The organism is Aeromonas sp. PI_26, from assembly GCF_027854445.1.
In the GTDB taxonomy this organism is placed as follows: Bacteria; Pseudomonadota; Gammaproteobacteria; order Enterobacterales; family Aeromonadaceae; genus Aeromonas; species Aeromonas veronii.
The window spans coordinates 30216-54954 of sequence record NZ_JAJNOE010000012.1 but is presented as its reverse complement, the minus strand read 5'-3'; the positions used below and the strand labels follow the sequence as shown (position 1 = coordinate 54954).

25 protein-coding genes are annotated in these 24739 nt (G+C 55.8%); 10 read left to right on the top strand and 15 right to left on the bottom strand.

All coding sequences use genetic code 11. The annotated features are described in order from the left end of the window. The first annotated feature begins 67 nt into the window (after positions 1-67). Positions 68-1369: a phosphopyruvate hydratase gene (eno, locus tag LRL22_RS13650; protein ID WP_005335583.1), complete on the top strand. Its 1302-nt coding sequence runs from the start codon at positions 68-70 to the stop codon at positions 1367-1369. Between the two features lie 124 nt (positions 1370-1493). On the opposite strand, the gene LRL22_RS13645 is transcribed toward eno, so the two are convergent. The 4 genes from LRL22_RS13645 to LRL22_RS13630 form a co-directional block, all read right to left on the bottom strand. After that, positions 1494-1979, bottom strand: a complete 486-nt coding sequence (locus LRL22_RS13645) for a GNAT family N-acetyltransferase (protein ID WP_216956269.1) — start codon at positions 1977-1979, stop codon at positions 1494-1496. A 190-nt stretch (positions 1980-2169) separates the two neighbouring features. Then, on the bottom strand, positions 2170-2925 hold the full coding sequence (locus tag LRL22_RS13640) for a DUF3800 domain-containing protein (protein WP_216956266.1): 756 nt from the start codon (positions 2923-2925) through the stop codon (positions 2170-2172). Between the two features lie 142 nt (positions 2926-3067). Further along, positions 3068-3829, bottom strand: a complete 762-nt coding sequence (locus LRL22_RS13635; protein WP_216956264.1) for a hypothetical protein — start codon at positions 3827-3829, stop codon at positions 3068-3070. Between the two features lie 111 nt (positions 3830-3940). Then, entirely contained in the window at positions 3941-4426 is a 486-nt protein-coding gene (locus LRL22_RS13630) for a hypothetical protein (RefSeq protein WP_216956262.1), read from the bottom strand. A gap of 726 nt (positions 4427-5152) precedes the next feature. Here LRL22_RS13630 and LRL22_RS13625 point away from each other — a divergent pair. Next, positions 5153-6328, top strand: a complete 1176-nt coding sequence (locus LRL22_RS13625) for a retropepsin-like aspartic protease (RefSeq protein ID WP_216956260.1) — start codon at positions 5153-5155, stop codon at positions 6326-6328. Between the two features lie 38 nt (positions 6329-6366). Here the strand turns inward: LRL22_RS13625 and LRL22_RS13620 are convergent, their stop codons facing one another. Continuing rightward, positions 6367-6963, bottom strand: coding sequence for an MliC family protein (locus LRL22_RS13620; RefSeq protein WP_270905589.1), 597 nt, complete (start codon positions 6961-6963; stop codon positions 6367-6369). A gap of 293 nt (positions 6964-7256) precedes the next feature. On the opposite strand from LRL22_RS13620, the gene LRL22_RS13615 reads away from it, so the two are divergent. Beyond that, positions 7257-7637, top strand: coding sequence for a hypothetical protein (locus LRL22_RS13615; protein ID WP_005335561.1), 381 nt, complete (start codon positions 7257-7259; stop codon positions 7635-7637). Positions 7638-7768: 131 nt separating this feature from the next. Here the strand turns inward: LRL22_RS13615 and LRL22_RS13610 are convergent, their stop codons facing one another. The 7 genes from LRL22_RS13610 to LRL22_RS13580 form a co-directional block, all read right to left on the bottom strand. Further along, on the bottom strand, positions 7769-8134 hold the full coding sequence (locus tag LRL22_RS13610) for a DUF2061 domain-containing protein (protein ID WP_042084552.1): 366 nt from the start codon (positions 8132-8134) through the stop codon (positions 7769-7771). A gap of 271 nt (positions 8135-8405) precedes the next feature. Then, the gene (locus tag LRL22_RS13605) at positions 8406-8933 is read right to left on the bottom strand and encodes a hypothetical protein (RefSeq protein WP_139406649.1); all 528 of its coding nucleotides are present in this window, start codon (positions 8931-8933) and stop codon (positions 8406-8408) included. Between the two features lie 46 nt (positions 8934-8979). Next, positions 8980-9411, bottom strand: coding sequence for a hypothetical protein (locus LRL22_RS13600; protein ID WP_139406647.1), 432 nt, complete (start codon positions 9409-9411; stop codon positions 8980-8982). Between the two features lie 76 nt (positions 9412-9487). Continuing rightward, positions 9488-10588 carry a YecA family protein gene (locus LRL22_RS13595; protein WP_270905588.1) on the bottom strand — a complete coding sequence of 367 codons (1101 nt, stop codon included), beginning with the start codon at positions 10586-10588 and terminating at the stop codon, positions 9488-9490. Positions 10589-11298: 710 nt separating this feature from the next. Beyond that, the gene (locus LRL22_RS13590) at positions 11299-12153 is read right to left on the bottom strand and encodes a 23S rRNA (adenine(2030)-N(6))-methyltransferase RlmJ (RefSeq protein WP_139428650.1); all 855 of its coding nucleotides are present in this window, start codon (positions 12151-12153) and stop codon (positions 11299-11301) included. Beyond that, positions 12147-12608 (bottom strand): DUF2390 domain-containing protein, encoded by a 462-nt coding sequence (locus LRL22_RS13585; RefSeq protein WP_005343337.1) that lies wholly within the window; start codon positions 12606-12608, stop codon positions 12147-12149. The genes LRL22_RS13590 and LRL22_RS13585 overlap by 7 nt, the downstream gene beginning before the upstream one ends. Further along, positions 12601-14511 carry an ABC transporter ATP-binding protein gene (locus tag LRL22_RS13580; RefSeq protein WP_270905587.1) on the bottom strand — a complete coding sequence of 637 codons (1911 nt, stop codon included), beginning with the start codon at positions 14509-14511 and terminating at the stop codon, positions 12601-12603. Before LRL22_RS13580 ends, LRL22_RS13585 begins: the two co-directional genes overlap by 8 nt. Before the next feature lie 154 nt (positions 14512-14665). Here LRL22_RS13580 and LRL22_RS13575 point away from each other — a divergent pair, with 154 nt between their 5' ends. Further along, positions 14666-15079 (top strand): CBS domain-containing protein, encoded by a 414-nt coding sequence (locus LRL22_RS13575; RefSeq protein WP_040068349.1) that lies wholly within the window; start codon positions 14666-14668, stop codon positions 15077-15079. Between the two features lie 115 nt (positions 15080-15194). On the opposite strand, the gene LRL22_RS13570 is transcribed toward LRL22_RS13575, so the two are convergent. From LRL22_RS13570 to LRL22_RS13560, 3 genes are all read right to left on the bottom strand, one after another. Then, positions 15195-16856 carry a hypothetical protein gene (locus LRL22_RS13570; protein WP_270905586.1) on the bottom strand — a complete coding sequence of 554 codons (1662 nt, stop codon included), beginning with the start codon at positions 16854-16856 and terminating at the stop codon, positions 15195-15197. Between the two features lie 168 nt (positions 16857-17024). Then, the gene (locus LRL22_RS13565; RefSeq protein ID WP_139406641.1) at positions 17025-17492 is read right to left on the bottom strand and encodes a hypothetical protein; all 468 of its coding nucleotides are present in this window, start codon (positions 17490-17492) and stop codon (positions 17025-17027) included. A gap of 54 nt (positions 17493-17546) precedes the next feature. Continuing rightward, complete coding sequence (locus LRL22_RS13560) at positions 17547-18923, bottom strand: aminotransferase-like domain-containing protein (protein WP_270905585.1); 1377 nt, start codon at positions 18921-18923, stop codon at positions 17547-17549. Positions 18924-19039: 116 nt separating this feature from the next. Between LRL22_RS13560 and LRL22_RS13555 the strand changes: the two genes are divergently transcribed. From LRL22_RS13555 to LRL22_RS13530, 6 genes are all read left to right on the top strand, one after another. After that, entirely contained in the window at positions 19040-19636 is a 597-nt protein-coding gene (locus tag LRL22_RS13555) for a LysE family translocator (RefSeq protein WP_040068356.1), read from the top strand. Positions 19637-19761: 125 nt separating this feature from the next. After that, positions 19762-20352 (top strand): LysE family translocator, encoded by a 591-nt coding sequence (locus LRL22_RS13550; RefSeq protein ID WP_005335534.1) that lies wholly within the window; start codon positions 19762-19764, stop codon positions 20350-20352. 126 nt (positions 20353-20478) lie between these two features. Next, complete coding sequence (locus tag LRL22_RS13545; protein ID WP_270905584.1) at positions 20479-21177, top strand: aspartate/glutamate racemase family protein; 699 nt, start codon at positions 20479-20481, stop codon at positions 21175-21177. 130 nt (positions 21178-21307) lie between these two features. Further along, positions 21308-22414 (top strand): 1-acyl-sn-glycerol-3-phosphate acyltransferase, encoded by a 1107-nt coding sequence (locus LRL22_RS13540; protein WP_216979439.1) that lies wholly within the window; start codon positions 21308-21310, stop codon positions 22412-22414. A 317-nt stretch (positions 22415-22731) separates the two neighbouring features. Continuing rightward, positions 22732-23202 (top strand): YhcH/YjgK/YiaL family protein, encoded by a 471-nt coding sequence (locus tag LRL22_RS13535; protein WP_270905583.1) that lies wholly within the window; start codon positions 22732-22734, stop codon positions 23200-23202. Between the two features lie 275 nt (positions 23203-23477). Continuing rightward, the gene (locus LRL22_RS13530) at positions 23478-24677 is read left to right on the top strand and encodes an acetate kinase (RefSeq protein ID WP_005354534.1); all 1200 of its coding nucleotides are present in this window, start codon (positions 23478-23480) and stop codon (positions 24675-24677) included. Positions 24678-24739 lie beyond the last annotated feature (62 nt).

The window sequence follows — 24739 nt, the reverse complement described above, 5'->3', positions numbered from 1 at the left end:
CACTGTGCCACAGCCGCTTTTTTTGGCATATTTTTGTTGTTTTTTTACGAAACCTGAGGAAATACACATGTCCAAGATCGTTAAAGTGATCGGTCGTGAAATCATCGACTCCCGTGGTAACCCGACCGTTGAGGCCGAAGTTCACCTGGAAGGTGGTTTTGTTGGTATGGCAGCCGCTCCGTCTGGCGCGTCCACCGGTTCCCGCGAAGCGCTGGAACTGCGTGACGGCGACAAGAGCCGTTTCCTGGGTAAAGGCGTGCTGAAAGCCATCGAAGCCGTAAACGGCCCGATCGCTCAAGCTCTGCTGGGTAAAGATGCCAAGGACCAGGCCACCGTTGACCAGATCATGATCGACCTCGACGGTACCGAGAACAAATCCAAGTTCGGCGCCAACGCCATCCTGGCTGTTTCCCTGGCTAACGCCAAAGCTGCCGCTGCTGCCAAAGGCATGCCGCTGTACGCCCACATCGCCGAGCTGAACGGCACCCCGGGTGTTTACTCCATGCCGCTGCCGATGATGAACATCATCAACGGTGGTGAGCACGCCGACAACAACGTCGACATCCAGGAGTTCATGATCCAGCCGGTTGGCGCCAAGACCCTGAAAGAAGCCGTTCGCATGGGCGCAGAAGTGTTCCACAACCTGGCCAAAGTGCTGAAGTCCAAGGGCTACAACACTGCAGTTGGTGACGAAGGTGGTTTCGCTCCGAACCTGAAATCCAACGCCGAAGCGCTGGAAGTTATCGCTGAAGCCGTTGCCGCTGCCGGTTACAAACTGGGCACCGACATCACCCTGGCTATGGACTGCGCTGCTTCCGAGTTCTACGACGCAGAGAAGAAAGAGTACAACCTGAAAGGCGAAGGTCGTGTCTTCACCTCCAACGGTTTCTCCGACTTCCTGGCTGACCTGACCACCAAGTTCCCGATCGTCTCCATCGAAGATGGCCTGGACGAATCTGACTGGGAAGGTTTCGCCTACCAGACTGCTGAACTGGGCAAGAAAATCCAGATCGTGGGTGACGACCTGTTCGTAACCAACACCAAGATCCTGAAGCGCGGTATCGACAACGGCATCGCTAACTCCATCCTGATCAAGTTCAACCAGATCGGTTCCCTGACCGAAACTCTGGCTGCCATCAAGATGGCCAAAGACGCTGGCTACACTGCCGTCATCTCCCACCGCTCCGGTGAGACCGAAGACGCGACCATCGCCGACCTGGCTGTTGGTACCGCTGCTGGCCAGATCAAGACCGGTTCCATGAGCCGTTCTGACCGTGTTGCCAAGTACAACCAGCTGATCCGTATCGAAGAAGCTCTGGGTGCCAAAGCTCCTTTCCGCGGTCTGAAAGAAGTTAAAAACCAGGCTTAATTTGCTGGTTTGCCAGCTTCGACTGGAATGAAAAAAACCGGAACCCCTGGGTTCCGGTTTTTTTATGCCTGAGCCTTGCCACAACGCCCTGAGAGGCGAGGGGGTTATGCCTCTTGTCTCGGGGTCAGACAAAGGGGAGCATGCGCTGATGGCGCCCTGCATGCGCCTTGAAACCCAGCTTTTCAAACAGGGCGATAGAGCGGACGTTATCTGCATCGATATCTGCGGTGAGGCAGGTGACCCCCAGTGTGGTGGCGTGGGTGAACAGCAACCCCAGCGCTTCCGACATAAACCCTCTGCGCCAATAGGCCGCATTGAGCAGGCAGCCCACCTCGCAGCTGTGGCCCGCCTCGCTGAAACTGTGCAGGCCGCAAGTGCCGATCACCTTATTGCCCTCCCGTTCGACAATCGCCCACTCCAGCGACTCACCGGTTTGCTCCAGCCGTACCACGCTCATCATCATCTGCGTCACCATGGCGGGGGAGGTAAAGCAGGGATCAGAGGCAAACTCCATGGTCAGCGGATTGCCATAAATCTCGAACAGATCGGCGGCATCCTGCGGGCCAATGGTACGCAGCACAATCCGTCTGCCGGTTAAGTCAGGCTTCATTTATCTCCTTGGGGAGTGTTACGCCAGCAAATATACAGATGAATAAAGAGACCGTATAAAAGTCGGTCTTTAAAGGCAACTGGTGCTATCACGAAATATTGTTATCGCGAACGTTCGATTACGCTTCGCTAATCGAACCTACGGGCTGTATGACCTCTATATTTTAATGCATCTAAAATTTGGTGGGTTATTATTCGACAGGTGAAACATATAAATTCATTATGATTTCTTTTGTGCCTGGAACAGATCTATTTTCACTAGGGAAGTGCCAAATATTGAAATCCTTGTTAGGAAAAGTATCGTAATGTAATTTGTCCCAACCCAACATCTCTGCCATTTTTACAAATGCAGCTTCCTTTGCTTGTGAAAAGGTCAAGCTAGGATTTAGAAACTTCATGTATCCAGAATTAACTGCCCCAGTTAAGATATCAACCACCTGTAGTCCACAATGCATCTTTGAATCATGCATTTCCACACTTTGAATAGTATGGTTAGAACCTATTTGAGACAGCATATTATTAGCAACAATACCTATAACCTCGTCGTGCTTTTTATATTTGTCACATTTTTGGTCAATCAATACAGTTAGTTCAGAACCAACGAGTTTTGCTGTATTCTTAAGTAAGTATGTATACGTTTGGTAAAAAGCTCGTTCACGGTCTATTTGCCAGTTATTATAAATGGCTTTTTCAACGATGATAGAATGAAAACAACATGAACTACGCAAAACCATCGAAAGTATATCAACACAAATATTTGCTTGCCCGGAGCTATTCTTGATTTTTGACCACTTAAGTTCACCGACAATGCCTCGCTTGGTTTTGAGGTTTAGTACATAGTCATTGAACTCGCTAATTTTATCTTTAGGAACACACAACAGACCGATGGAATAACAGCGATCACTACCTGTGGTGCCACTTTCATCTCCAAATACTAAAAAGTCCATCGAACCTCCTTAGATATATAACGCTCAATTAAGGTGCAAAGTACGCTACCACGACACTCAATTTTAACGCTGTAATCACCAAACTAGACCCAAACCCAAAATACCAAGCGTGCTGAATCACTCTTAAATTGTTTGTTGTAGCTCATTTTTCACGGCCTAGATACACTGCTAGTGACATGAGAACAAGGACTAAAGTAGTGAATACCTGTACAAATGCATAAACTTCATTTCCGGTTGGAGGATCAGTTACAAGTATTCCAACATTAGTCAACGAACCAACTGATAAAGTGTCGAAAACTGAACTTAACCAACTACCTGTAAATGGCTTATTTGTTAGATACATCGCTGCAGATAAAAAGTAAATTTCAAAATAGCTGGTTACCGCTAATTGGACTCTTTCATACTTGGTTAGAAATGTATTTCGCTTTTGAATAGATCTTTCCGGTTTACGGATCACATCATGGAAAAATGCTATTGAGATTTCACTACACCTTGAGAAGAAGCGAACATAAGACAACCAAAACAGAATGCTAAAAACATACGTATTATTAATTGCCATTAACATAATTATATAGCAAAAAATTGAGGCGTATATGTTTACCTTGTTCCATATCTTTACGTAAATCGTTTGATAATAATTCGCTAAAAACTTACGGCTGCCATAGCCTGAGAGTGACTTAAATATCGAGGCCGTATAGTAATCTGGTGAATAAATTCTTCCTAAGTTACCAACTATTCCTTTCCATAGTTCATTCAAAGGGATGTTCATGTAATAACTAAGGTGAGCCCAACGTATAATAAACAATACTGTTAGGTAGCTAAAATAAGCGACAAAAAACAACTTTAATTCATAAATATGGGGCACTATCCAAGACCCAATCGCTTCAAAATAACCACTTGCCACTTAAATCTTTCTCCAATTTCTGACTGTGAGCTATAACGTGAAGGTGACCGGCGCCGCGCGGCTTCATCGCGCAGCGTCCAGCGACCAAAGGGGTCGAGGTCGACCGCCGGGTTAGAGCAACTTTGGCAAACCATTGCGGCTACGGTATTCCCGGATTGCTTGGAAGATGAGGGACAGAAGGCGCACAGCCCTATAAGAAACCAATACGTTGAAGAGTCCGAGAATTGGAGTTAATACCTTCCAAATAAAGAACTTCCGGTCAATGTCTATCAAGTTACCCGACTGCTCAGGGGCTGTGGCAAGTAGCACTGGCGCAGAAAAATACATGATCGAACAAAGGGTAAACAGAATAATCGCCACTACTGCACGAAAAAGCGCTATCTGAAAATACATGTGATCTGTGAGGAGCGCCTCAATCACCATGTTTCGCTCGGCTTCCCTTTTGGCACGCCAAGACTGTAGGCTTGAAAAAGTATTGCTTAGCCACTTTTCGATTCGCTCTTTTAGGAAGCCGGCGATGACACTGGCAATGATGGCAATAAAAAATGCTGAAAACCACCAGCTCGGATCTTTAAGGTTGTTGGCGATAGCATCCATAAGTGTGTTGGCTCTAACAGTGATTAGATGGAAGGCGGCACTAATCCGTTAGCAGAGCATTCCATATAACCCCGTAACATTTTCACTGCTGCCAAGTAAGAATCATTATAAAATCAAAACATTACCAGCTTATTTTTTGTACCTAACGTATTTGATTGACTCCCTCTATTTTACGCCGTTGTTAATACTGTATAAAAAACAGCTCTCAGAGCCGTCTTGGAAAGTGTCGCCACAGTATGCCTGCGTGAACAGCCCAGAAATAAGCATAAGGCCGTTGCCATGTTGGGTGGGTCATTGTGGGCAAGGTTCGCTTATCCATTCCATCCGCCATGGCTACCGCCCCTGAATTTCAGCCTCCAGTCTGCTGCGGTTCACCAAGGGGATGGGGTTGGCATGGCTCATGGGAGACTCCGACGAGGCAAGTGTTGCCAAATGGCAATATTAACCATGGCGCTGTGGAGAGAAAGCTCAATATTGAGATTTTCTGTGCAAGATCAATAAATTAATCAAATGTCGCCTACGATTGATGACGCGCCGAGATAGCGTGAACAACCATTCTTGAACTATCTCCATAGAGTATTCATGGTCATATCCGGCTTGAACCAGCATAAAACTCTTTGTTATTGTCCGCCCCCCCCCCGTTGAAATAGCTTATTTATCTATAAATCAACAAGATAGCATTATGCGGTGGCGTAGCGGGGGCATCTGCTATCGGGAAGGAGAGTTATGAAGTCGCAGTTCAAAGTGGCGCTGGCCATGTTGGCCCTGTTCGTCGTCCAAGGCTGCACAGCCCCGGATTCATCCACCAAGCGCCATGCACCCGGCTCGGTGCTGACCGTGCATTACGAAAGTGCCCCCCTGATCCCCGTCACCATCGCAGGTGAGCAGTACCAGTTTTTGCTGGATACCGGGGCCAGTATCACCTTTATCGATCGTCGTCTGGCCAGCCGCTTCAAGGCGCTGACCTTAAGCGAGTTGCCCAGGGCCTATCAGGCTGATTTTGCCAGTGTAAGCAGCGTTTCGAGTCAACTGGGCAGCGAGCAGCTTGGCTTTGTTGAGCCGCAGCCCTTCTCGCTGGGGTCGGTCACCATTGATGACAGCGATCTGTGGGCAACCGTTGATTTCGATCTTTTCTCCCAGTCTCTCGGCAGCCGTATCGATGGCATCCTCGGGATCGACACCATCCGCCGTTTCAACTGGGTGTTTGATCGCGACAGGCATCAACTCACTGCTTCGCTGACGGCACCCTCGGCAGCCACGTTCGAGCGTTGCATCGGCTATGAAGATAGCTACAACCGCTCCCCGGCCGTGTATCTGACCCACGGCGAGAGCAGCGTGCGCATGTATCTGGATACCGGGGCCGATCAGAGCTATGCCGATCATGCCTTTATCGACTTTATGGCCAGTCAGAAGGCGATCTCTGGCGAAGATGCGATGCCACGCAAAGGGGTGGATGCCAGCGGTATGGTGGAGGGGCGTGAACATATCCTCACCGGCCTGCACTTTGATGAGCGCCAGCTCGGTGAGCTGCGCGTGTCGGAAAACAGCAATGAGCAGTATGGTCTGGGGCTGGATTTTGTTAACCGCTTCAATCGCTTTGCGATCATGCCCGGGCGGATGATGCTCTGCTACGACGCCGACAGCCTGGCGCGCAAATTGCCGCCAGTCCTGCGCAATATCGGGGTGCGTTTTGATGGCGAGCATCTGCAGGTCTACTACAGCGACGAACGGGATCTTGCCCCCTATGGTCTGGCCAACGGCGACATTCTGGAGCAGATCAACGGGGTGGCTTATCGCCCCCTCGAGATCGACAAGGTGCGTGAACTGCTCAGCACCAGCAAGCCGGGGTCGCTCAAGTTGCGGGTTGTGCGGGAAGGAAAACCGCTGGATATCGCCATCTAGTCAAGGTGGGGCGGCAAGACGAGCCGCCCCTATGAGCCTCAGCCCTTGGTCGGATTTTCCATGCAGGTGAGGGTTGGCTGGCCGTAACGCTCCAGCGTGGCTTCGTCCCCTTTGGTTAAGAAGGTGAGGTTTTGCCCTTCATAACGGGCGCCGCTGGCGCTGGGGGCTTCATAGGCGAGCACTTGTTGCTGTTTGTCGCCCTCGCTCAGGTTGATCACCGCGGCGGGCAGCTTGGCATCGTTATTGAAGTAGGTAGAGAGCATGACGCTCTTGCCGCACTTGTAGTTGACCGGTGCCGGCACCATCAGCTGGCCGCCGCTGATCTGCAGTTCGGTGATCCGCAGCAGGTAGTTATCCTCCACACACTGGCGCAGATCCTGCCCCTTCCAGCAGTCGTTGCGACCCTTGATCCAGCCGCGCTGCATGGCGCGTTCGGTCTTGAGCTGTTCGGGAGAGAGCGCCGCAATCGCCTTGGGGTAGAGGGCCGCCAGTTCGTTATCAAGGGCGGCCAGTCCGGCATCCTTGCAGATCAGGGTTTCGACCGACCCGGAGGCTTTGGTGCAGTCAAAGGAGGGAGTTGTGGCGCTGGCCAGCAGAGGGGCAAACAGCAGGGTGGCAAACAAGGTCTTGTTCATCGATAGGTTCCAGCAATGAGGAGGGCATATCTGCCTACTACAGCACACTCTACAGGGCAATGCAGCAGGGGAGCCGAGCGCATTTTGCTCTGCAGCATATGCTGGCGACCGGTTTTGCCGCGCTACTCCAGTGGGGAAGGGAACGGTTGCTGGATGCGGCCAACTTGTTTGAAAACTGGTCAGGAGTGGTCGCTATTTTGAGCATTCAGACAGGCCTGCAGCATTGTACTTTCACTCCTGTTCGAGAGGCGTGCTAGATTTGCGGCCTTTTCTTAATAACAAGAAGGTTAGCTATGTTCAGGTTGATGACGGGGGCCTTGCTGGCCATCATGCTGTCCGGTTGTGCGGCCATGTTTAACGGCACAAGTCAGCAGGTTTCCATTCGCAGTCAGGATCCCGATGCGGAGATCTACGTCAACGATATGCTGCTGGGCCACGGCAATGTGATCACCTCGTTCAAGAAGAAAGAGAATTACACCATCACGGTCAAGCGTGCGGATTGCTACTCGGTGACCGTGCCGGTTTCCAAGTCGTTCGATGCCACCACTCTGCTCGGGATCTTTGTCGATTTCGGCGTGGTCTCCATTCTGGTGGTCGATGGGGTCGGCACCGGCGCCTGGCAGAAGTTTGATCAGAATGCCTTTATCGTTGACCCCATCTGCAAGAAAGCCTGATCGTTATTGATGGGGCATCGGGTGATGCATCCAGATACAGATCTTTGCTGATGTGAAAAACCCGACACTCCTGGCCGGAATGTCGGGTTTTTTGTGGCCGCGATAAAGGGGGAGGCGGGTTGCCCGGTTGATCAGGCCAGCGCCAGTTGCTGACTGCGGGCGCGCCACAGCCGCTCGTGGAAGAAGAACACCACGGTGTTGATGGCCGGTTCGATCATCGCCATCACGCCGCCGGTGAGCAGCTCGCCGCTCAGCAGGAAGGCCACACCGAAGGCCACCGAGAAGTGGACCACCGCGAAGCTGCTGGTCTTGGCCTGCAGGCTGTGATTTGGCTTGAGCTTGTGCCAGCCAAGGTCATGAAAGTAGAAGGCGACCGTGTTGACGGCGGGCTCGATCAGGGCGATCAGGCTGGCGGTCAGCAGCTCACCGGTCAGCAGGTAAGCCACGGTAAAGGCGACACCGAAGTGCAGGATGGCAAAGCTGATGGTCTTTTTCATGATGGCGGCTCCCTCTGTTGATGATGAGAGTATCTGCCGAAATGAGATTAAATGAAAACTATTCTCATCTATTGCCGGGATAGAGAGAGCCTATCAACGGGCGAGTGGCCGGTGTGGTTCAGCGGTTGCCAATCGCAGCCAAGGCGATAAAGTACAGGTTCTTCACACTTGCCCATGAACAAGAAGACCTTGGACACCCATCCTTTGGGTTCTGGCTATGCTGCGCCTTGCTCAGAAAGGTGGGTGTCCCAGATTTGTGCCCGTTACTTTGTTACGGCCAATCGGGAACGTTTTTGTAAAGAGAGCTGGTGCCAAGCAGCCGCTTGGTACTGCTCACATCAGCCTCAACATAATTGGCAAAATTATTCATTGAATAGTCAGCAAGCTCTTGTGCACTTATCTGTAAACTCATGTCACTCGGTTCAACGACTTGCAGCCACGCTGTCCTGCCAGCCTCTACAGCGATAACGGCATAAAGATTGACCTGATCAGATCGGCAGACTAGCGCGACGCCATCGATAATCTGCGGTTTATTGCCGGTATTCAGGCAGTGGTCGAAGAAGTCAGCATAGATGCCCACAACACCAGGCAATTTGACCGTTAATTTTTCCTGGATAGCATAGGAGGAGCGGAAAAACTTACCTCTCGGAAAATCAAATGTGTCATCAACCGAAACCATGAGAACGCTGAATTTGTCATGTGCGAACTCAATTCCCGATGCAGGTGTGTTCTGGGAAGGGGTGGATTGGCAACCAGCTATCAAAAATGCACTGGCAACTACAGGTATCAGGTTCTTCATTTTTTCCTCGATTTCAGTACTTCATGCACATTTCAACGCATTTCGGTCATGAGGCTATTTGCTCTACTTTAACCGTACCTTTCATTCTTGATGCCACTTCGGTTGCTTGCTCATGGTCGAATCCTCGGGCCTCATGAATTTCTGATGATGCGCGAGGTTTGCCATCTTTACTCAGACTCGTAATGTAAAGTGGCCCCGTGGGAAGTCCGTGGTCTTCGATTTTAACGATCCAGCTCCCTGGAGGGGCCTTCATGGGAGGTGGAATTTGCTCATGCTCCAAATTGCCATTTTCATTACGATTGATTGCAACAGCAATAGCATATCCTGCGCCTCTACGTTTGGCTGATGCCCACGCTTTTGCAGCAGTTTCATAGATTATCGCAGCTGCTGGATCCCATAGATAATTACTCGGAGATGCGGTTACCAAGTAACCAGCCTCTATCTCGCTGTAAACTGCATAGCCTATTCGTTCTGACATCCTATTTTTCCTTTTCTGTTGATGCCTAACTTTGACTTAAATGGCGGCACGCAGTGCCGTCCAGTTTCAAGTTTTGTTATACAAAACCTCGCACAACTTCAATTACATTGCATTCAACAAAGTTGTAATGGTTATTAGATATTGGTTTGTAGTTATGTAGCGGTTGATTTATTTCTTCAAGGAATTTTTTGTCATTGTTGTCTAATGCATCCCACCAAGAAGGTTTCATGTATATATTTTCAAAGTGGCTGAACACATAGTTAATTATTTCATTTTTTAGTTGATGGTAATTCAAGGATAGTAATGTGCTCATGAATTCAATGCATGTTTTTCGGCTGTTCTTTAACCAAGATAAAATTACAATACTTTGTGTGTCATCATTAATTATAGATACACTCATATTGTCAAGAATGTTTTGGCTATCTAATCTCTGTAATGTTTTGCCTTGAAAATCTGTTGTTGGATAATGTGAACCACTACACTGAAATGGAAGGAGTCCATCGAACTTTATTAAACAATATTCAATTTGGTCATGATTTTTTTGAGATAATGCGTCATCAAACATTTTTTTGTGATGTTCAGAATCCCTAACACCAAGATTCAAACTATTATTATGTTCTTTTAGTAGTGATTGAAAAATCATTTGTTCAAATGAGTCATAGCCTGCATCACCATGTTCTAGTAGTGAGCTACTATCGCTATGGGCTATTTTGTTAAAGTGTTCTCTACTAATGGTTCTGTAAGTTAATAAAAATATTTGTTCAGATGTTGCTGTAAATGGTTGGTCTTCGAAAGCTGTAAATAGGGTTTTATCATGATATGCACAAAATCCTGTGAATGTTGAGGCTTTGTTGATACCAATTAGTTCATGCTTAAGAGAACCATTACTTTCGTGAATTTTCTTTATAGAAACTTTATGCCCATAGACGTGACCATTTTCAGATATTGCTTTTAGTGAAGCACCTTTAGAAACTGTGTGTGCATTTATTATCTTACCATCACAATCATTTCTCATATTATCTGGGCAAGAACAATATCTTTTATTGAATGATTTACGAAATTGCTCATCAATTTCCCACATTTCAGGTCGTTTTTCATTAATTCTATGTAGATGGCACTTTTTGAATTTTTTACCAGATCCACACCAGCACAGCTCATTTCTTCCTAATTTTCTCATAAATTCCTTTTTGTATAACAGTGATTAGATGGAAGGCGGCACTAATCCGTTAGCAGAGCATTCCATATAACTCCGTAACATTTTCACTACCGCCAAGTAAAAACAACCATTAAATCATAATGTTACCCGTTTGCTTCTTATGCTGAGCGTATTCGCTTGACTTCCTCTTTTTGCGCCACCGTTACTACAGTATGAAAAATCAGTGCTCAGCACACTCTTGGCAAGCGCCGCCAAAGCACGCCTGCGTGAGCGGGTCAGAAATCAGCATAAGGCTGTCACCATGTTGACTGGGCAGTCGTGGGCAACGTTCGCTTATCCATTCCATCCGGCATGGCTACCGCCCCTGAATTACAGCCTCCAGTCTGCTGCGTTTAACCAACTGGATGGGGTTGGCATGGCTCATGGGGTGACTCCTACGAGGCTTTGTTGCCAATCGGGTATATTAGCGGCGGGTAGACGGAGGGAAAGGACCAGATGGCCGATTTCTGATCTGGATCGGCTAATTAGTCAATAACGACTGATCTGGTGCGCAGATGGGGCGGGTGCTGCCATTGGTGAGGAAAACAGTTAGTGGGTAAAAGCGCTGGCAGGTAAAAAACAAGAAGCCCCTGAACGGGGCTTCTCTTTGCTGGCCATGCCGTCACTGTGAACGGTTTGGGTGAGCGACTTGCTGGCGCGTTGACCGGGCGCCAGAGCGGGCTGGTGCAGGTTTACTCTTCGACCTTGTTCAGCCACTCCACCTTGTACTGGGCGCCTGCGCCCTGCGCCAGCTTGGCACAGAGCGGTTTCAGGAAGGCTTCAATCTGCTCGTCCAGCATCCAGGGCGGGCTGATGATCAGCATGCCTGAGCCGTTCATGCCCCAGTCGGCAGTCTGACCGGCCACTTCCAGCTCGGCCACCAGGACGTTGCCGAAGTTCTCTCGCTTGATGGCGCGCAGCATGTCGCGGGATTTGTCTGCCTCTTGCCCGAGGATCGGATACCAGAGGGCGTAGATGCCGGTCGCCCAGCGCTTTTGCGCCTTTTTCAGGGTATCGACCACGGCGAAATAATCTTCTTTGAGCTCATAGGGCGGGTCGATCAGCACCAGCCCGCGGCGCGGGGTGGGCGGCAGCAGGGCGATCAGCCCCTCGAAGCCGTCACGGTGGTGTACGGCGACGCGAGGGTCATAACCCATGTTGGCGCGCAGATCTTCGACCTCGTTGTTGTGCAGCTCCATCAGCGCCAGCTTGTCCTGCTCGCGGGTGAGGCGACGGGAGAGCTCCGGCGAGCCGGGGTAGTAGTGCAGCTGGCCATCGCTGTTCATCTCTTCGATGACGCCGAGATAGGGAGCCATGGCAGACCACTGGGCCCGCTCGTCCCACAGGCGGCCGATGCCGTCGGCATACTCCGCCTTCTTCTGGGACCAGTCGCCGCGAAGGTCGTAGAGACCGCCACCGGCATGGGTGTCCAGCACGATGAAGGGTTTCTCCTTCTTCTTGAGGGACTCGATGATCAGGGCCTGAACGGCGTGTTTCAGCACGTCGGCATGGTTGCCGGCGTGAAAGGCGTGGCGGTAGCTCAGCATATTAGATCTCTGAGGGGGCCCTGCTGGGCACCCAGTAACGATAGATAGTTCAACAAATTGCGGCTGTTGCCGCGAAACAGGGAGAGGCTGCGCAGGGTCTGCAACAGGACGCCCTGTTGCAGCCGCTCCAGCTCCAGCTCGTGGGCCAGCATCGACTGATACTGCTGCTCGTCGAGTCGCGTCTTGGCGCTCTGGCGCAGGGCGCGCCACGGGGTCAGCACCGCCTCGGTCTGCACCAGCGCCGGTTGCAGGTCGGTCAGATCGACCACGATGCCGAGTTGATCGAGCCGGTGCAGCAGCAGCGCCAGATTGACGTTGCCCCCCTGTTCCTGCACGGTGAGCCAATCCTGGCTGCGCTCACCATAGACCTTGCCGCTCCAGTGCCAGAAGCCGATCGGCGTCGGCAATTCGTGGACCGCGACCCGCTCGCTGGCCATCAGCTGTTCGTCACGCAAAGAAGGCTTGCTCCATGGTTTCCAGCTCTTCGGAGAGGCTCATCCACTCCAGCTCCACCTCTTCCAGCTCCTCCTTGAGGGGGCCCTGGGATTTGAGCAGTTCGGAGAGTTTGGTTTTAGCACTCTCTTCGTAGATGGCGGGGTCGGCCAGTTGGCTCTCGATGTCGCCAAGCTTGCCTTGCAGCTTCTCCATGCTCGCTTCGAGCTTTTCCAGCTTCTGGCGCAGGGGACGTGTTGCTTGCCGGAACTCCGCCTCGCGCCGCTTCTGATCCTTGCGCGCCACTGCCGAGTTGGCAGAGACGGGGCCATCGGCCGGTTTGGCGTTGGCCTCTTTCTCCTGCTCGCCGAGCCACTTGTGGTAGTCGTCCAGATCGCCGTCGAACGGCTCGACCCGGCCACCGTGCACCAGATAGAAGTCATCTGTGGTGGTACGCAGCAGGTGACGGTCGTGGGAGACCACCACCATGGCCCCTTCGAAGCCTTGCAGCGCCATGGTGAGGGCGTGGCGCATCTCCAGATCCAGGTGGTTGGTCGGTTCATCCAGCAGCAGGAGGTTGGGCTTTTGCCAGGTGATCAGCGCCAGCACCAGCCGCGCTTTTTCGCCACCGGAGAAGGGGGCCACCTTGTCGAGCGCCTTGTCACCGTGAAAACCGAAGCTGCCCAAATAGTTGCGCAGCTCCTGCTCGGTCTTGTCCGGCGCGAGGCGGGCCAGATGATCGAGCGGGGAATCATCGAGACGCAGGGTCTCCAGCTGATGCTGGGCGAAGTAGCCGATGCTCACCCCCGCGCTCACTTCGAGCTTGCCGGAGAGCGGCGGGTTGGAGCCCGACAGCATCTTGATAAAGGTGGATTTACCGGCGCCGTTGCGACCGAGCAGACCGATGCGCGAACCCGGTACCAGATTGAGTTTGATCTTCTCCAGGATCACCTTGTCGCCGTAACCGGCACTGAGGTTCTCCATGGCGATGAGCGGGGTCGGCAGGGCAGACGGCTCGCGAAACTCGAAGCTGAATTCGGAGTCGGCGTGGGCGGGCAGGATCTTCTCCATCCGCTCCATGGCTTTCAGGCGGCTCTGGGCCTGACGGGCCTTGGAGGCCTTGTAGCGGAAGCGGTCCACATATGCCTGCATGTGGGACATCTCCCGCTGCTGCTTCTCGTACATCGACTGCTGCTGGGCCAGCTGTTCGGCGCGCTGCAGTTCGAAGTCGGAGTAGCCGCCGGTGTATTCGTTGAGCTTGCCGTTCTCGATATGGATGATGCGACTGATCACCGAATCGAGGAAATCGCGGTCGTGGGAGATGAGCACCAGCGTGCCCTGATAGCCCTTGAGCCACTTCTCCAGCCAGATCACCGCATCGAGATCCAGGTGGTTGGTCGGTTCATCCAGCAGCAGCAGATCGGAGCGGCAGAGCAGCGCCTGGGCGAGGTTCAGGCGCATGCGCCAGCCACCGGAGAAACTGCGCACCGGCGAGCTCAGCTGCTCGTCGCTGAAACCGAGGCCGTGCAGCAGTTCGGCGGCGCGGGCGCGAATGCTGTAGGCGCCTATGGTATCGAGGCGACCGTGCAGCTCGGCCACCAGCAGCCCATTGTCATCCTGCTCGGCTTGCACCAGCTGAGCTTCCAGCGAGCGGAACTCCTTGTCGCCGTCGATCACGTACTCGAGCGCGGAGCAGTCGAGCGCCGGAGTCTCCTGCGCCACGCCTGCAATCTGCCAGCCAGCGGGCAGGCTGAAGGTGCCGCTGTCGATGGCCAGCTCGCCCCGTACCAGTGCAAAAAAGGTGGACTTGCCACAGCCGTTTTTACCCACCAGACCCACTTTGTGGCCGGGGTGAATGGTGGCGGAGGCGTTGTCCAGCAGCTTGCGGCCGCCGCGGATCAGTTCGATTTGACTGGCAACTATCATGGGTGGGATCTGCTTGCTCAAAATGGAGGAGAAAAACTGGCGCGGATCTTACGTGAAATGACGCTGATTTGCACTGTAGCGAAGGGCTGGCCACTGGCTGGCGCTGCAAAAACATGCCATAACAGAGAAACCAGTTTGGTTACGGGAGGTTAGCATGCATATCAGGGATATTATGACGACCCGGGTCGCCACCGTTTCAATGGATGATCGACTCCGAGTCATCAGGGATATCTTCGAGCAGGCACACTTTCGCCACCTGCTGGTGCTGGAAGAGGAGGAGCTGGTGGGGGTCATCTCGGATCGGGATCTGTTCCGCGCCATCAGCCCCTATCTCGACTCCGAAGCCGAGATGAGCCGCGATACCGAAACCCTCAACAAGCGGGCCCACCAGATCATGAGTCGTCAGCTCGTCACCATCGCTCCCCATCTCACCGTGCGCGACGGCGTCAAGCTGATGCTGGAGAAGGGGGTCTCCTGCCTGCCGGTGCTGGAGAATGGCGCTCTGGTCGGCATCATCAGCTGGAAAGATTTTCTCAAGGCGGCGCTGGAGAGTGACGCGCTGGTTTGAGCCCAACGCTCATCGCCATCAGCTGACATAGAACAAATAGAGAGAGGGGAGCCAAGGCTCCCCTCTCTCTATGTTGGCTTTGCCGAAAATGCCGGTTTGCACGCCGCCAGCATCATCATGGCTCGGGCTGCCCTGCGACAAGACAGGAGGGGCCGCAGCCGGAGAGGTGCGGCTGCAGATGGGTGCGGATCTCCTGCAGGGTGCGCTGGTACTGCTGGGCATGTTGATCGAGAAACGCGGGACTGTGCTTGAGGCGTCGCTCCAGGGTATCGACCAGCAGTGCCACCCTGGGAGCGGCCATACCCGCAGGCCAGCAGTGTTGCAGCAGCTCCAGCAGTTGCCAGGCATCGCCCGGCAAGGCGGGGAACTCCTCCAGCAGCTGCAAGCCCGCTTGCAGGGCTGTCTGATACTGGCTGGCCTGCATCGCCTTGTGGCGTAGCTGGCGCAGTTCGCTCAGCCGTTGTTCTCTCGCCGTCAGGCGCTGGCCCAGCTCGGCCACCAGATGGTGGAACAGCTGGCGGGTGAGCGGGTGGGGCGCCACCCTGACGCGGTATTGGGTCAGCTGGGTCAGGTAGCGCTGGGCGTGGTGGGGCAAACCGCAGAACTGGCTGACCGCAAAGCCGAGCAGCAGGGTGAGGTGGTTGTCGCTCCCCTCATCCGGCTGGTGGTGGGCAATCAGGATCAGCGCCTCGTCGAAGCGGTAATCCAGCCCCAGCATCAACGCCTGCAGCAGCTCATATTCGTGGGGTTGCAGGTGGACGGTGCGCTTGAGGTGCTCCCACTCCTGTTGCAGGGAGCGGGTCCGGTTGCTGGAGGGGGCGTGCCACAGCACCGCCAGACTGGCATTGAGCATGAAGCTGTCGATGGCGAGCCGGACGCGCTGTTCGCCGAAGTGGCGCAGGGTCAGGCTGTTGGCCTGCTCCAGTACCTTCTCCTCATCTTGCAGCACCAGCCCGAGCAACATCGCCAGCTGATGCCAGCGCGGCTGATGGGGGCGGATCAGCTGCAGCTCTCCCATGGTCTCCCACGCCGCCAGCCAGTGATGCTGGTGCAGCTGGCTGGCGAGTTGCAGCTCCAGCCGGGTGGCCATCGAGACGCTGGCTTGATGGCGCTGCAAGTCGGTCCGGGCGCTCTGCAATTTGCCGAGCCCCAGCATGGCGTAGAAGAGCCCGGCCCTTGGCCAGCTCGCCTGATATTCGTTGGCACAGAGGGCATAATGCTGGGCGGCGGTGATTCGTTCGGTCGATTGCAGCAGCAGGTAGCCCTTGAGCCGATCCAGCCAGGGGGTCAGCGAGCGATTCTCCCGTTGAAACAGCAAGTCTTCACAGAGGGCGGTAGCCAATTGCCACTCCCGCAGCAGAATGGGGGCGGCCAGCGTGCGGGTCAGGCTGCTTAACTTCACCAGCTGGTCGAGCACCGCGGTGAGCTGCTGGGTCATGAAGGGGAGGGGCAGATAGAGGGAGAAGTAGAGATCCGAGGGGAGAAACTCCTGCTCGCTCTGATCAGCATCGAGCAGCAGCAATACGCAACCGGGTTGCAGCAGGCCGAGATAGTGCGCTTCGTGCAGCAGCCGCGCTCCGTCAAGATCTTGCTGCTTGTCCTGCTGACAGATGATGGCGTCGAAGGCGTGCTGTTGCAGCAGGGCCAGCAGGCCACTGCGCTCGTGGTTTGGATGGCTGTGGTAGTGGATCCGGTCGGCGGGCACCCCCTGTTCGGTCAGTTCCCGGGTGATGGCGCTACGGAGCAGGGGATCCTCTTCGAGCAGCAGTATCGTCATGCAGGTACTTCCTGTGAGCAAACCATTAGGTTGATTATGGTAGACCCAAGAGGAACATAGGCACAGCACTCGCTGAGTGAAAAGCTGACAGTAGCCAGCAGGGTGCTGGAGGGCGCACTATGGGCTGTTATTTCAATCGGTTATGTAATCGCTCAGGCCCGCGACCAGCTATTGCCGAGGGCGGATCTGTGCCCCGAAGGGGCAGTCGCTCTGGCGGATCAGCCGCGACCCCTTGCCCTGTTCCCCCAGCCAGCTCAATTCCAGTTTGCCGAGGCGGCCCAGATGACGCAGCTCGAACTCGTAGCGCTGACAGAGGTTGTCCTGGGGCAGGTTCGCCATCCCCGCAGGCAGGCGATATTGATAGCGCAGGAGTGGCCCATCCTCCAGCTTGCTGGCCACCGGCACCAGCCCCTCTGGGGTGGGCTGCGGCGCCCCGAGTGCGCGGCGCAAACTGAGCGGCGCATCGATCGCCTTTTGATAGTGCAGGCCGTTCATCGCCGCCAGCTCCTCTTCCAGTCGTTGCAACTCTCCTTCCAGTCCATTGAGCGCGGCCCCCAGCTGCTGGTGGGTCGTTGACGAGGCGCAGCCACCCAGCAACAGGGTGGCAAGCAGCAGGGCGGCTCTGATGGGGGGCACGGCATCTCCTTGGCTATGACGATGAAGCGTGAAGGTCAGGTCGGTTGGCCCTGACTATAGCAGGGGATTGCTGGGGGGCGTCCCCTGCAGCAGTTGGGCCAGACGGGCCAGCCCCTCGCCGACCCGGGCGTCGGTGGCGGGTTGGCTCAGGCTCAGGCGCACCCCCTGCGGAGCGGCAAACTGGCCGGCGGCGAAGTGTTCCCCGCTCGCCACGCCAACGTCAAGGGCATCGGCGGCGGCAGCAAACTGCTGGCTGCGCCAGGGCTCTGGCAGCGGCAGCCAGGCGTGCATGCTGCCCGGCTGCCAGCGGGCGGCAGGCAGCAGGTGGCGCAGCAGTTCGCCACGGCGTTTGAGGATCTCCCGCTGCTGCTCGACCAGCGGCATGATCTGGCGCTGACTGATCATTTTGCAGGCGAGCTCGATCAGCAGCGGGCTCACCATCCAGCTCGACAGCCGCATGGTCTGGGCGAAGGCGCTGCGCAGGGCCGGGGGCGTCAGCACGAAGCCCACCCGCAGGCCGCCGCAGGCGATCTTGGCCAGACTGCCCAGATAGATGACCCGCTCCGGCGCCAGATTGACCAGAGGGATCACAGGTTGCTGGGGCAGCAGACCGTTGACGTCATCCTCGATGATCAGCAGATCGTGGCGACGGGCGATGGCGACGATGGCCTCCCGCCGCGCCAGACTCATGATGGCGGTGGTGGGGTTTTGCAGGGTCGGCGTGAGGTAGAGCAGCTTGGCCCGGCGGGTACGGCAGGCGGCGTCCAGCGCTTCGGGCTGCAGCCCCTCCTCGTCCATCGCCAGTCCCACCACCTGATTCTTCAGCTGGCGAGCGTTGCCCAGCATGCCGGGGTAGCTCAGCCCCTCGCACAGGATGGTCTCCCCCACGCAGCCGGTCGCCAGCAGCGCCAGCATGATGCCGTGCTGGGCGCCGTGGCTGAACAGCAGGCGATCCTCACTGCAGGCCACCCCTTGCTCCGCCAGCCAGTCGACGAACTGCTGGCGCTGATCCGGTCGTCCCGCCTCCTTGTCGTAGCCGAGCAGGGCGTTGAGATCCCCGTCCGCCACTTCCCCCAGCATGGGGCGAATGATGGCCGCCCGATCCAGCTGCACCGGCAGGTTCTGCCACAGCTCGATGCGGTGCCCCTCCTCCTGGCGGATCACCCACTCATTGGCGGGATCCGTGTTCGCTCCCTTGACCCAGGTGCCGTGTCCCACCCGGGCGGCCAGCAGGCCGCGCCGCTCCGCCTCGCTGTAGGCGCGGGTGACGGTGCCGACGGTGACACCCAGACGATCCGCCAGGGATCGGTGGGTAGGCAATCGGGTCTGCGGTGGCAGCTCGCCATTCACGATCCCCTGTTCGATCGCTTTGACCAGCTTGAGGTAGAGGGGGCCATCGAAGGCCGCAAGGTCGGGCGTCCAGATTGTCATGGTGACAATAAATCCATTGATCAAAAATTGTTGTCAATATAGCGTGAATTTCAACCTGATAACAACCAAATAGCACACATTGTATCGATACAATGTGATGAGTAAGGAGTCACAATATGACGATGGAGTGGTATGTCACCCTGTTCGGTTTTGCCGTACTCACCTGCGGTACGCCGGGGCCCAACAACCTGATGCTGACGGCCTCCGGCGCCAACTTCGGGGTGCGCCGCACCCTGCCACATCTGCTCGGGGTGGGGCTGGGGCAGCCGGTGCTGCAACTGGTGCTGGCGCTGGGGCTCTATCCGCTGTTCGAGCGCTGGCCCTTGCTGCGCCTCGGTTTGCAGATCTTCGGCAGCCTCTATCTGCTGTGGCTGGCCTGGCGTATCGCGGTGGCCGGGGCGCCCGGGGATCCGGCCCGGAGGGCCCGTCCGCTAACCATGCTGGAGGGGCTGGGCTTTCAGTTCCTCAATCCCAAGGCGTGGATGATGGGGATCTCCGCCATCAGTCTGTTCAGCCTGCCCGGCGCCAGTTACTGGTCGAGTCAGCTGGCGGTGATGGTCATGTTTGCGCTGGTGGCCCTGCCGGTCTGCTTTGTCTGGGTACTGTTCGGCCATCAGCTGAGCAACTGGATCAGCTCGGATCGGGGCTGGCGGCGGCTCAACGGTTCTCTCGGTCTGCTGACGGCGCTCTGTGTAGTGATGCTCTGGTATTGAGCCATGCTGCGCTGATGGGGGAGGTGGCCTGGAAAGAGGCATTTCTGACTTGTCGCCAAGGGGTTGGCTCTGCATATTAGAAGGCTTTCCCCATAACGGGGGCGTTGCATCGACAAGAGGTTGAGATGGATCTGAACTGGTTACTGCCCCTGGCGGGGTTTGCCCTGGTTACCTGCGGCACGCCGGGGCCCAACAATATGTTGCTCACCAGCGCCGGGGCGGCGCAGGGGTTTCGCCGCACGATTCCCCTGCTGGTGGGGGTGGTCGGGGGGATCAATCTGATGATCCTCGCTACCGCGCTGGGGCTTGGCGTGGTGTTCGAGAAGGTGCCGCTGCTGCACGACGGCCTCAAGCTTATCGGCTCGGCCTATCTGCTCTGGCTGGCGTGGAAGGTGGCGACCGCCAGCGGCCCGGCCGAGGGCAACCGTCCGCTCATTCCCGCTCATCAGGGGGCCATGCTGCAACTGCTCAACCCCAAGGCATGGATGATGGCGCTCTCCGCCATCAGCGGTTTCACTCTGGCGGGGGAGGCTTACTGGCCCTCTGCGCTCTGGGTGTTGGTGATCTTCTTTATTACCGGCCTCTACACCGGGGCGTTCTGGGTGCTTTTTGGTGCCCAGGTGCGGCAAATCATCCGCACTGCTCGGGGCTGGCGGCGTTTCAACCTCGGCATGGGGCTGGCTACGGCCGCCTGTGTCGGGATGATCTGGATTTAGCCCGGGGTTGACCCGGGCCTTTACCGGCTGTCTTGTTGGCCCTGCGGGGCCTTTTTTATCTCGTCCGCGTGACCTTGCCTGCAAGGTGGCGTGGTTCTGCCCTCCCTTGGGATGAAAGGAGTTCATATGAAATGTATCGGTCTGCTGGGTGGCATGAGCTGGGAGTCCACCGTCAGTTACTATCAGGCGCTCAACCGCGGGGTGCGAGCACAGCTCGGCGGTTTGCACTCGGCGCGAGTGCTATTGAGCAGTGTGGATTTTGCCGAGATAGAGCGGCTGCAGCATGTTGGTGACTGGCCCGCCACCGCTCGCCTGTTGGTGGCCGAAGCTCAGGCTATCCAGGCCGGCGGCGCCGATTTCTTGCTGATCGGCACCAACACCATGCACAAGGTCGCCCCCGAGATTGAGGCCGCCATCGATATCCCGCTGCTCCATATCGCCGATGCCACCGCGGCCAAATTGCGGGCTGACGGGATCACCCGAGTCGGCCTGCTCGGCACCCGCTTCACCATGGAGCAGGATTTCTACAAGGGGCGTTTGCAGGCGCGCTTCGGGTTGACTGTGCTGGTACCCGATGAGGCAGGGCGGGAGCGGGTACACAGGATCATCTATGACGAGCTCTGTCTGGGCAAGATCCGCGAATCGTCGCGGGCCGAGTATCTGGCCATCATCGAGGCGCTGGCGGATGCTGGTGCCGAGGCGGTGATCCTCGGTTGCACCGAGATTGCCCTGCTGGTGGGCGATGCCCAGGCGGCGGTGCCGCTCTACGACACCACTGCCATCCATGCCGAGGCCGCCGTGGCACTGGCGCTCTGCTCCGATTAATTAACTGGTCAGATCTCACTATTCATGCTTGTCTCATACCCCTTGCCATAAAAGCGTGTAAAATTGCGCCCTGAATTTTCCCCGGCCAACAAGGGTTGGCTGCGGTTTCCTAGCATGCAAGGCTGACATTGTGACTGAAGTAGATAGATTCGCGGATATTCGCCCCTACCGCGATGAAGAAGTGCCGGCAGCCATCGAACGGCTGATCCAGGATGATGAATTTATCGGCGCCATCGCCAAGTATCGTTTCGGTTCCCTGATGAGCTGGCTGGGTTGGGCCATCCGCCCGATGATCCGCCTGTTCCTGCGCCGTAAATGGTCAAAAGTGACCACGGTGCATCAGGTCCAGATGGGGGTGACCCGCTATATGTCCCGCATGATCGCCACCTCCACCAAGGGGGTGACCTTCTCCGGGCTCGAACATCTGAAGAAGGAGCAGGGCTACCTGTTTGTCTCCAACCACAGAGACATCGCCATGGACCCGGCGTTCGTCAACTGGGGGTTGCACACCCACGGTTTCGATACCGTGCGCATCGCCATCGGTGACAACCTGCTGCGCAAACCCTGCGCCACCGAGCTGATGAAGCTCAACAAGAGCTTTATCGTCAAACGCTCCGCCAAGGGGCCGCGGGAGATGATGAAGGCGCTCGGCGAGCTGTCTGCCTATATAGGTCAGTCGGTCCACGAGGGGCACTCTATCTGGATCGCCCAGAAAGAGGGGCGGGCCAAGGATGGGGATGACAAGACTGATCCGGCCATCCTCAAGATGTTTTATGTCGACGGCAAGAAGCAGAAGATCGACTTTGTCGACTACATGCGTAGCCTCAATATCGTGCCGGTCAGCATCAGCTACGAGCTGGACCCCACCGACAAGGCGAAGGCGCGCGAGCTCTACGAGAAATCGGTCAACGGCAGCTACGAGAAGGGCGAGTTCGAAGATATCGAGAGCATTGTCGCCGGTATCGTCGGCATGAAGGGGCGGGTACATGTCTCTTTCGGCGCCCCCATTACCGAGGGCTTCAGCGATCCGGACGAACTGGCCGCGCTGATCGATAAGGCTATATGGAGCAGTTACCGCCTCTTCCCCAGCAACTATCTGGCAGCAGATGTGGCTGGCAAGGCCAATACCATCGAACAGGCTGCTTTCCTGACTCGTCAGTCAGAAGTGCCACAAGAGCACAAGGCTATCTGGCGTGCCATGTACGCCAAACCGGTGGAAAACGCCGAAAAGGCTTGAATGAAGCCGGTTGTTAAACGGTTTTGCGAAAAAAACGGGAGCTGATGCTCCCGTTTTTGCGTCTGGTCAAAGTCGCTGGCAAAAGGGTGGTGAATAATATGGTTTCAGCTGGTACGATCACCGTGAAAATGGAGTCCATACTCTTGGCAATCACTGGATGAGTGTGTAACAGTGCTCCAATATGCTGAATATGAACGTTAGCTCTAATCCCTCTGCACGGATCGCCGGGGGTATTATCGAAGGACCTGTAACAGGTCCTTTTTCATTGGGCGGAAAAGATGCCGCATAGATATATCTAACAGGAAGATACTCGCACCATGATCACCGGTAGCCTGAACACTTTGCAGCGGACACCGCTGCCTGCCCCGCTGGATCGCATCATGGTCGAGGTGGTCAAAAGTGTTACCCGCTGGCGCGATGCGCCCCTTGGCAAGAGCGAGATCGACGGTCTCAAGCTGTTCTGTCTGGTGAGCGAGGAGATGACCGAGCCCGCCACGGATCGTCGTGGTGAGTTTCACCGCGACTATCTCGATATTCAGCTGCTGCTGGATGGCGAAGAGTGGATAGGTGTCGGGCCCCATGAGTATGCGGATGAAGGTGCTGACCATCCCCATCCCGACCTCTGGTTTGTCGATGACGAGCAGACCAGCTATCTGGCGCTGCAACCTGGCGATTTCGCCATCTTCTGGCCGGGCGAGCTGCACCGCCCGCTCTGTACCTTCAACCAGCCCGCCAAGGTGAAGAAGCTGGTGGTCAAGGTACACAAGGATCTGCTGGCTATCGCCTGAGCATTCCCATTGAGGCGAGCCCTGCGCAGCTGATGCGTTGAGACTCGCAAGCATTGAAACCAGTGATACGCACCACAAGTTGCGATCACTCTTTCAAGAGCAAGAATTGAAACCAGTGATACGCACCACAAGTTGCGATGACTCTTTCAAGAGCAAGAATTGAAAAATTGGACGCACCCTCCTGCGACCATAAGCCCCCGGCAGGGGAATCCCATCCTCTTTTTGGATGACACGACACTGTCGGCGTAAAGCCGAAGCACAGGAAGATGTAGAAAATGAGCAAGTTGGTATTGATCCTTAACTGCGGTAGCTCTTCCCTGAAATTTGCCGTAATGGACGCCGAAACAGGTGAGGACATGCTGTCCGGCCTGGCCGAATGCTTCAATCTGGATGATGCACGTATCAAATGGAAACTCCACGGGGTCAAGGGCGAAGCCATGCTGGGCGCGGGTGCCGCGCACCAGGAGGCCCTCGACCATATCGTGGGTCATATCCTGCCGCAGGATCCGACTCTTGCCGAGCAACTGGTGGCCATCGGTCACCGCATCGTACATGGTGGCGAGCAGTTCTCCCGCTCCGTGCGCATTGATGACGGCGTGATCGCCGGTATCGAAGCCGCCATTCCGTTCGCCCCGCTGCACAACCCGGCCCACCTCATCGGTATTCGCGCCGCGCTGAAAGTGTTCCCGCAGCTGTCCGAGAAGAACGTGGCCGTGTTCGACACCGCCTTCCACCAGACTCTGCCGCAAGAGGCCTACCTCTATGCGCTGCCGCACAAGCTCTACCGCGAACACGGCATCCGTCGTTACGGTGCCCACGGTACTTCTCACCGTTACATCGCGGAAGAAGCCGCGAAAGAGCTGGGTAAGCCGTTGAATGAACTGAACATCATCAACTGCCACCTGGGTAACGGTGCCTCTGTCTGCGCCATCAAGAACGGCGAATCTGTTGACACCTCCATGGGTCTGACTCCGCTGGAAGGTCTGGCGATGGGTACCCGCTCCGGTGATATCGATCCGGCCGTGGTCTTCTTCATGCACGACCAGCTCGGTTACAGCGTGGAGCAGATCAACCACACCCTGACCCGTGAGTCCGGTCTGCTGGGGATGACCGAAGCGAGCAGCGACTGCCGCTACGTCACCACCAACTACGCCACCGACGCCGGTGCCAAGCGTGCGCTGGATGTCTTCACCTACCGTGTGGCCAAGTATGTCGGCGCCTACGCTGCTGCGATGGACGGTCGTCTGGACGCCGTGGTCTTCACCGGCGGTATCGGTGAGAACGCCGCCATGGTGCGCGAGATGGTGCTGAACCGTCTGGCCCTGTTTGGCTTCAAGGTGGACAAAGAGGCGAACAACGCTGCCGTACTGGGTGGCGAAGGTCGTATCACCACCGCCGACAGCCGTTGCGCCATGGTGATCCCGACCAACGAGGAGCTGGTCATCGCTCGCGATGCCCTGAGCCTGGTCTGCTAAGTCAACCTCGCTTTGAAACAACGCCCGGCCTGTGCCGGGCGTTGTCATTTCTGGCGTACGCC

Bases quoted from the DNA above. Each gene is read 5' to 3' on its own strand.
- eno (WP_005335583.1), top strand. From the start codon at position 68: ATGTCCAAGATCGTTAAAGTGATCGGTCGTGAAATCATCGACTCCCGT.
- LRL22_RS13620 (WP_270905589.1), bottom strand. From the start codon at position 6,963: ATGAACAAGACCTTGTTTGCCACCCTGCTGTTTGCCCCTCTGCTGGCC.
- LRL22_RS13640 (WP_216956266.1), bottom strand. From the start codon at position 2,925: ATGGACTTTTTAGTATTTGGAGATGAAAGTGGCACCACAGGTAGTGAT.
- LRL22_RS13605 (WP_139406649.1), bottom strand. From the start codon at position 8,933: ATGAAGAACCTGATACCTGTAGTTGCCAGTGCATTTTTGATAGCTGGT.
- LRL22_RS13570 (WP_270905586.1), bottom strand. From the start codon at position 16,856: ATGACGATACTGCTGCTCGAAGAGGATCCCCTGCTCCGTAGCGCCATC.
- LRL22_RS13555 (WP_040068356.1), top strand. From the start codon at position 19,040: ATGACGATGGAGTGGTATGTCACCCTGTTCGGTTTTGCCGTACTCACC.
- LRL22_RS13560 (WP_270905585.1), bottom strand. From the start codon at position 18,923: ATGACAATCTGGACGCCCGACCTTGCGGCCTTCGATGGCCCCCTCTAC.
- LRL22_RS13595 (WP_270905588.1), bottom strand. From the start codon at position 10,588: ATGAGAAAATTAGGAAGAAATGAGCTGTGCTGGTGTGGATCTGGTAAA.
- LRL22_RS13630 (WP_216956262.1), bottom strand. From the start codon at position 4,426: ATGGATGCTATCGCCAACAACCTTAAAGATCCGAGCTGGTGGTTTTCA.
- LRL22_RS13615 (WP_005335561.1), top strand. From the start codon at position 7,257: ATGTTCAGGTTGATGACGGGGGCCTTGCTGGCCATCATGCTGTCCGGT.
- LRL22_RS13610 (WP_042084552.1), bottom strand. From the start codon at position 8,134: ATGAAAAAGACCATCAGCTTTGCCATCCTGCACTTCGGTGTCGCCTTT.
- LRL22_RS13590 (WP_139428650.1), bottom strand. From the start codon at position 12,153: ATGCTGAGCTACCGCCACGCCTTTCACGCCGGCAACCATGCCGACGTG.
- LRL22_RS13535 (WP_270905583.1), top strand. From the start codon at position 22,732: ATGATCACCGGTAGCCTGAACACTTTGCAGCGGACACCGCTGCCTGCC.
- LRL22_RS13600 (WP_139406647.1), bottom strand. From the start codon at position 9,411: ATGTCAGAACGAATAGGCTATGCAGTTTACAGCGAGATAGAGGCTGGT.
- LRL22_RS13550 (WP_005335534.1), top strand. From the start codon at position 19,762: ATGGATCTGAACTGGTTACTGCCCCTGGCGGGGTTTGCCCTGGTTACC.
- LRL22_RS13645 (WP_216956269.1), bottom strand. From the start codon at position 1,979: ATGAAGCCTGACTTAACCGGCAGACGGATTGTGCTGCGTACCATTGGC.
- LRL22_RS13580 (WP_270905587.1), bottom strand. From the start codon at position 14,511: ATGATAGTTGCCAGTCAAATCGAACTGATCCGCGGCGGCCGCAAGCTG.
- LRL22_RS13625 (WP_216956260.1), top strand. From the start codon at position 5,153: ATGAAGTCGCAGTTCAAAGTGGCGCTGGCCATGTTGGCCCTGTTCGTC.
- LRL22_RS13575 (WP_040068349.1), top strand. From the start codon at position 14,666: ATGCATATCAGGGATATTATGACGACCCGGGTCGCCACCGTTTCAATG.
- LRL22_RS13530 (WP_005354534.1), top strand. From the start codon at position 23,478: ATGAGCAAGTTGGTATTGATCCTTAACTGCGGTAGCTCTTCCCTGAAA.
- LRL22_RS13545 (WP_270905584.1), top strand. From the start codon at position 20,479: ATGAAATGTATCGGTCTGCTGGGTGGCATGAGCTGGGAGTCCACCGTC.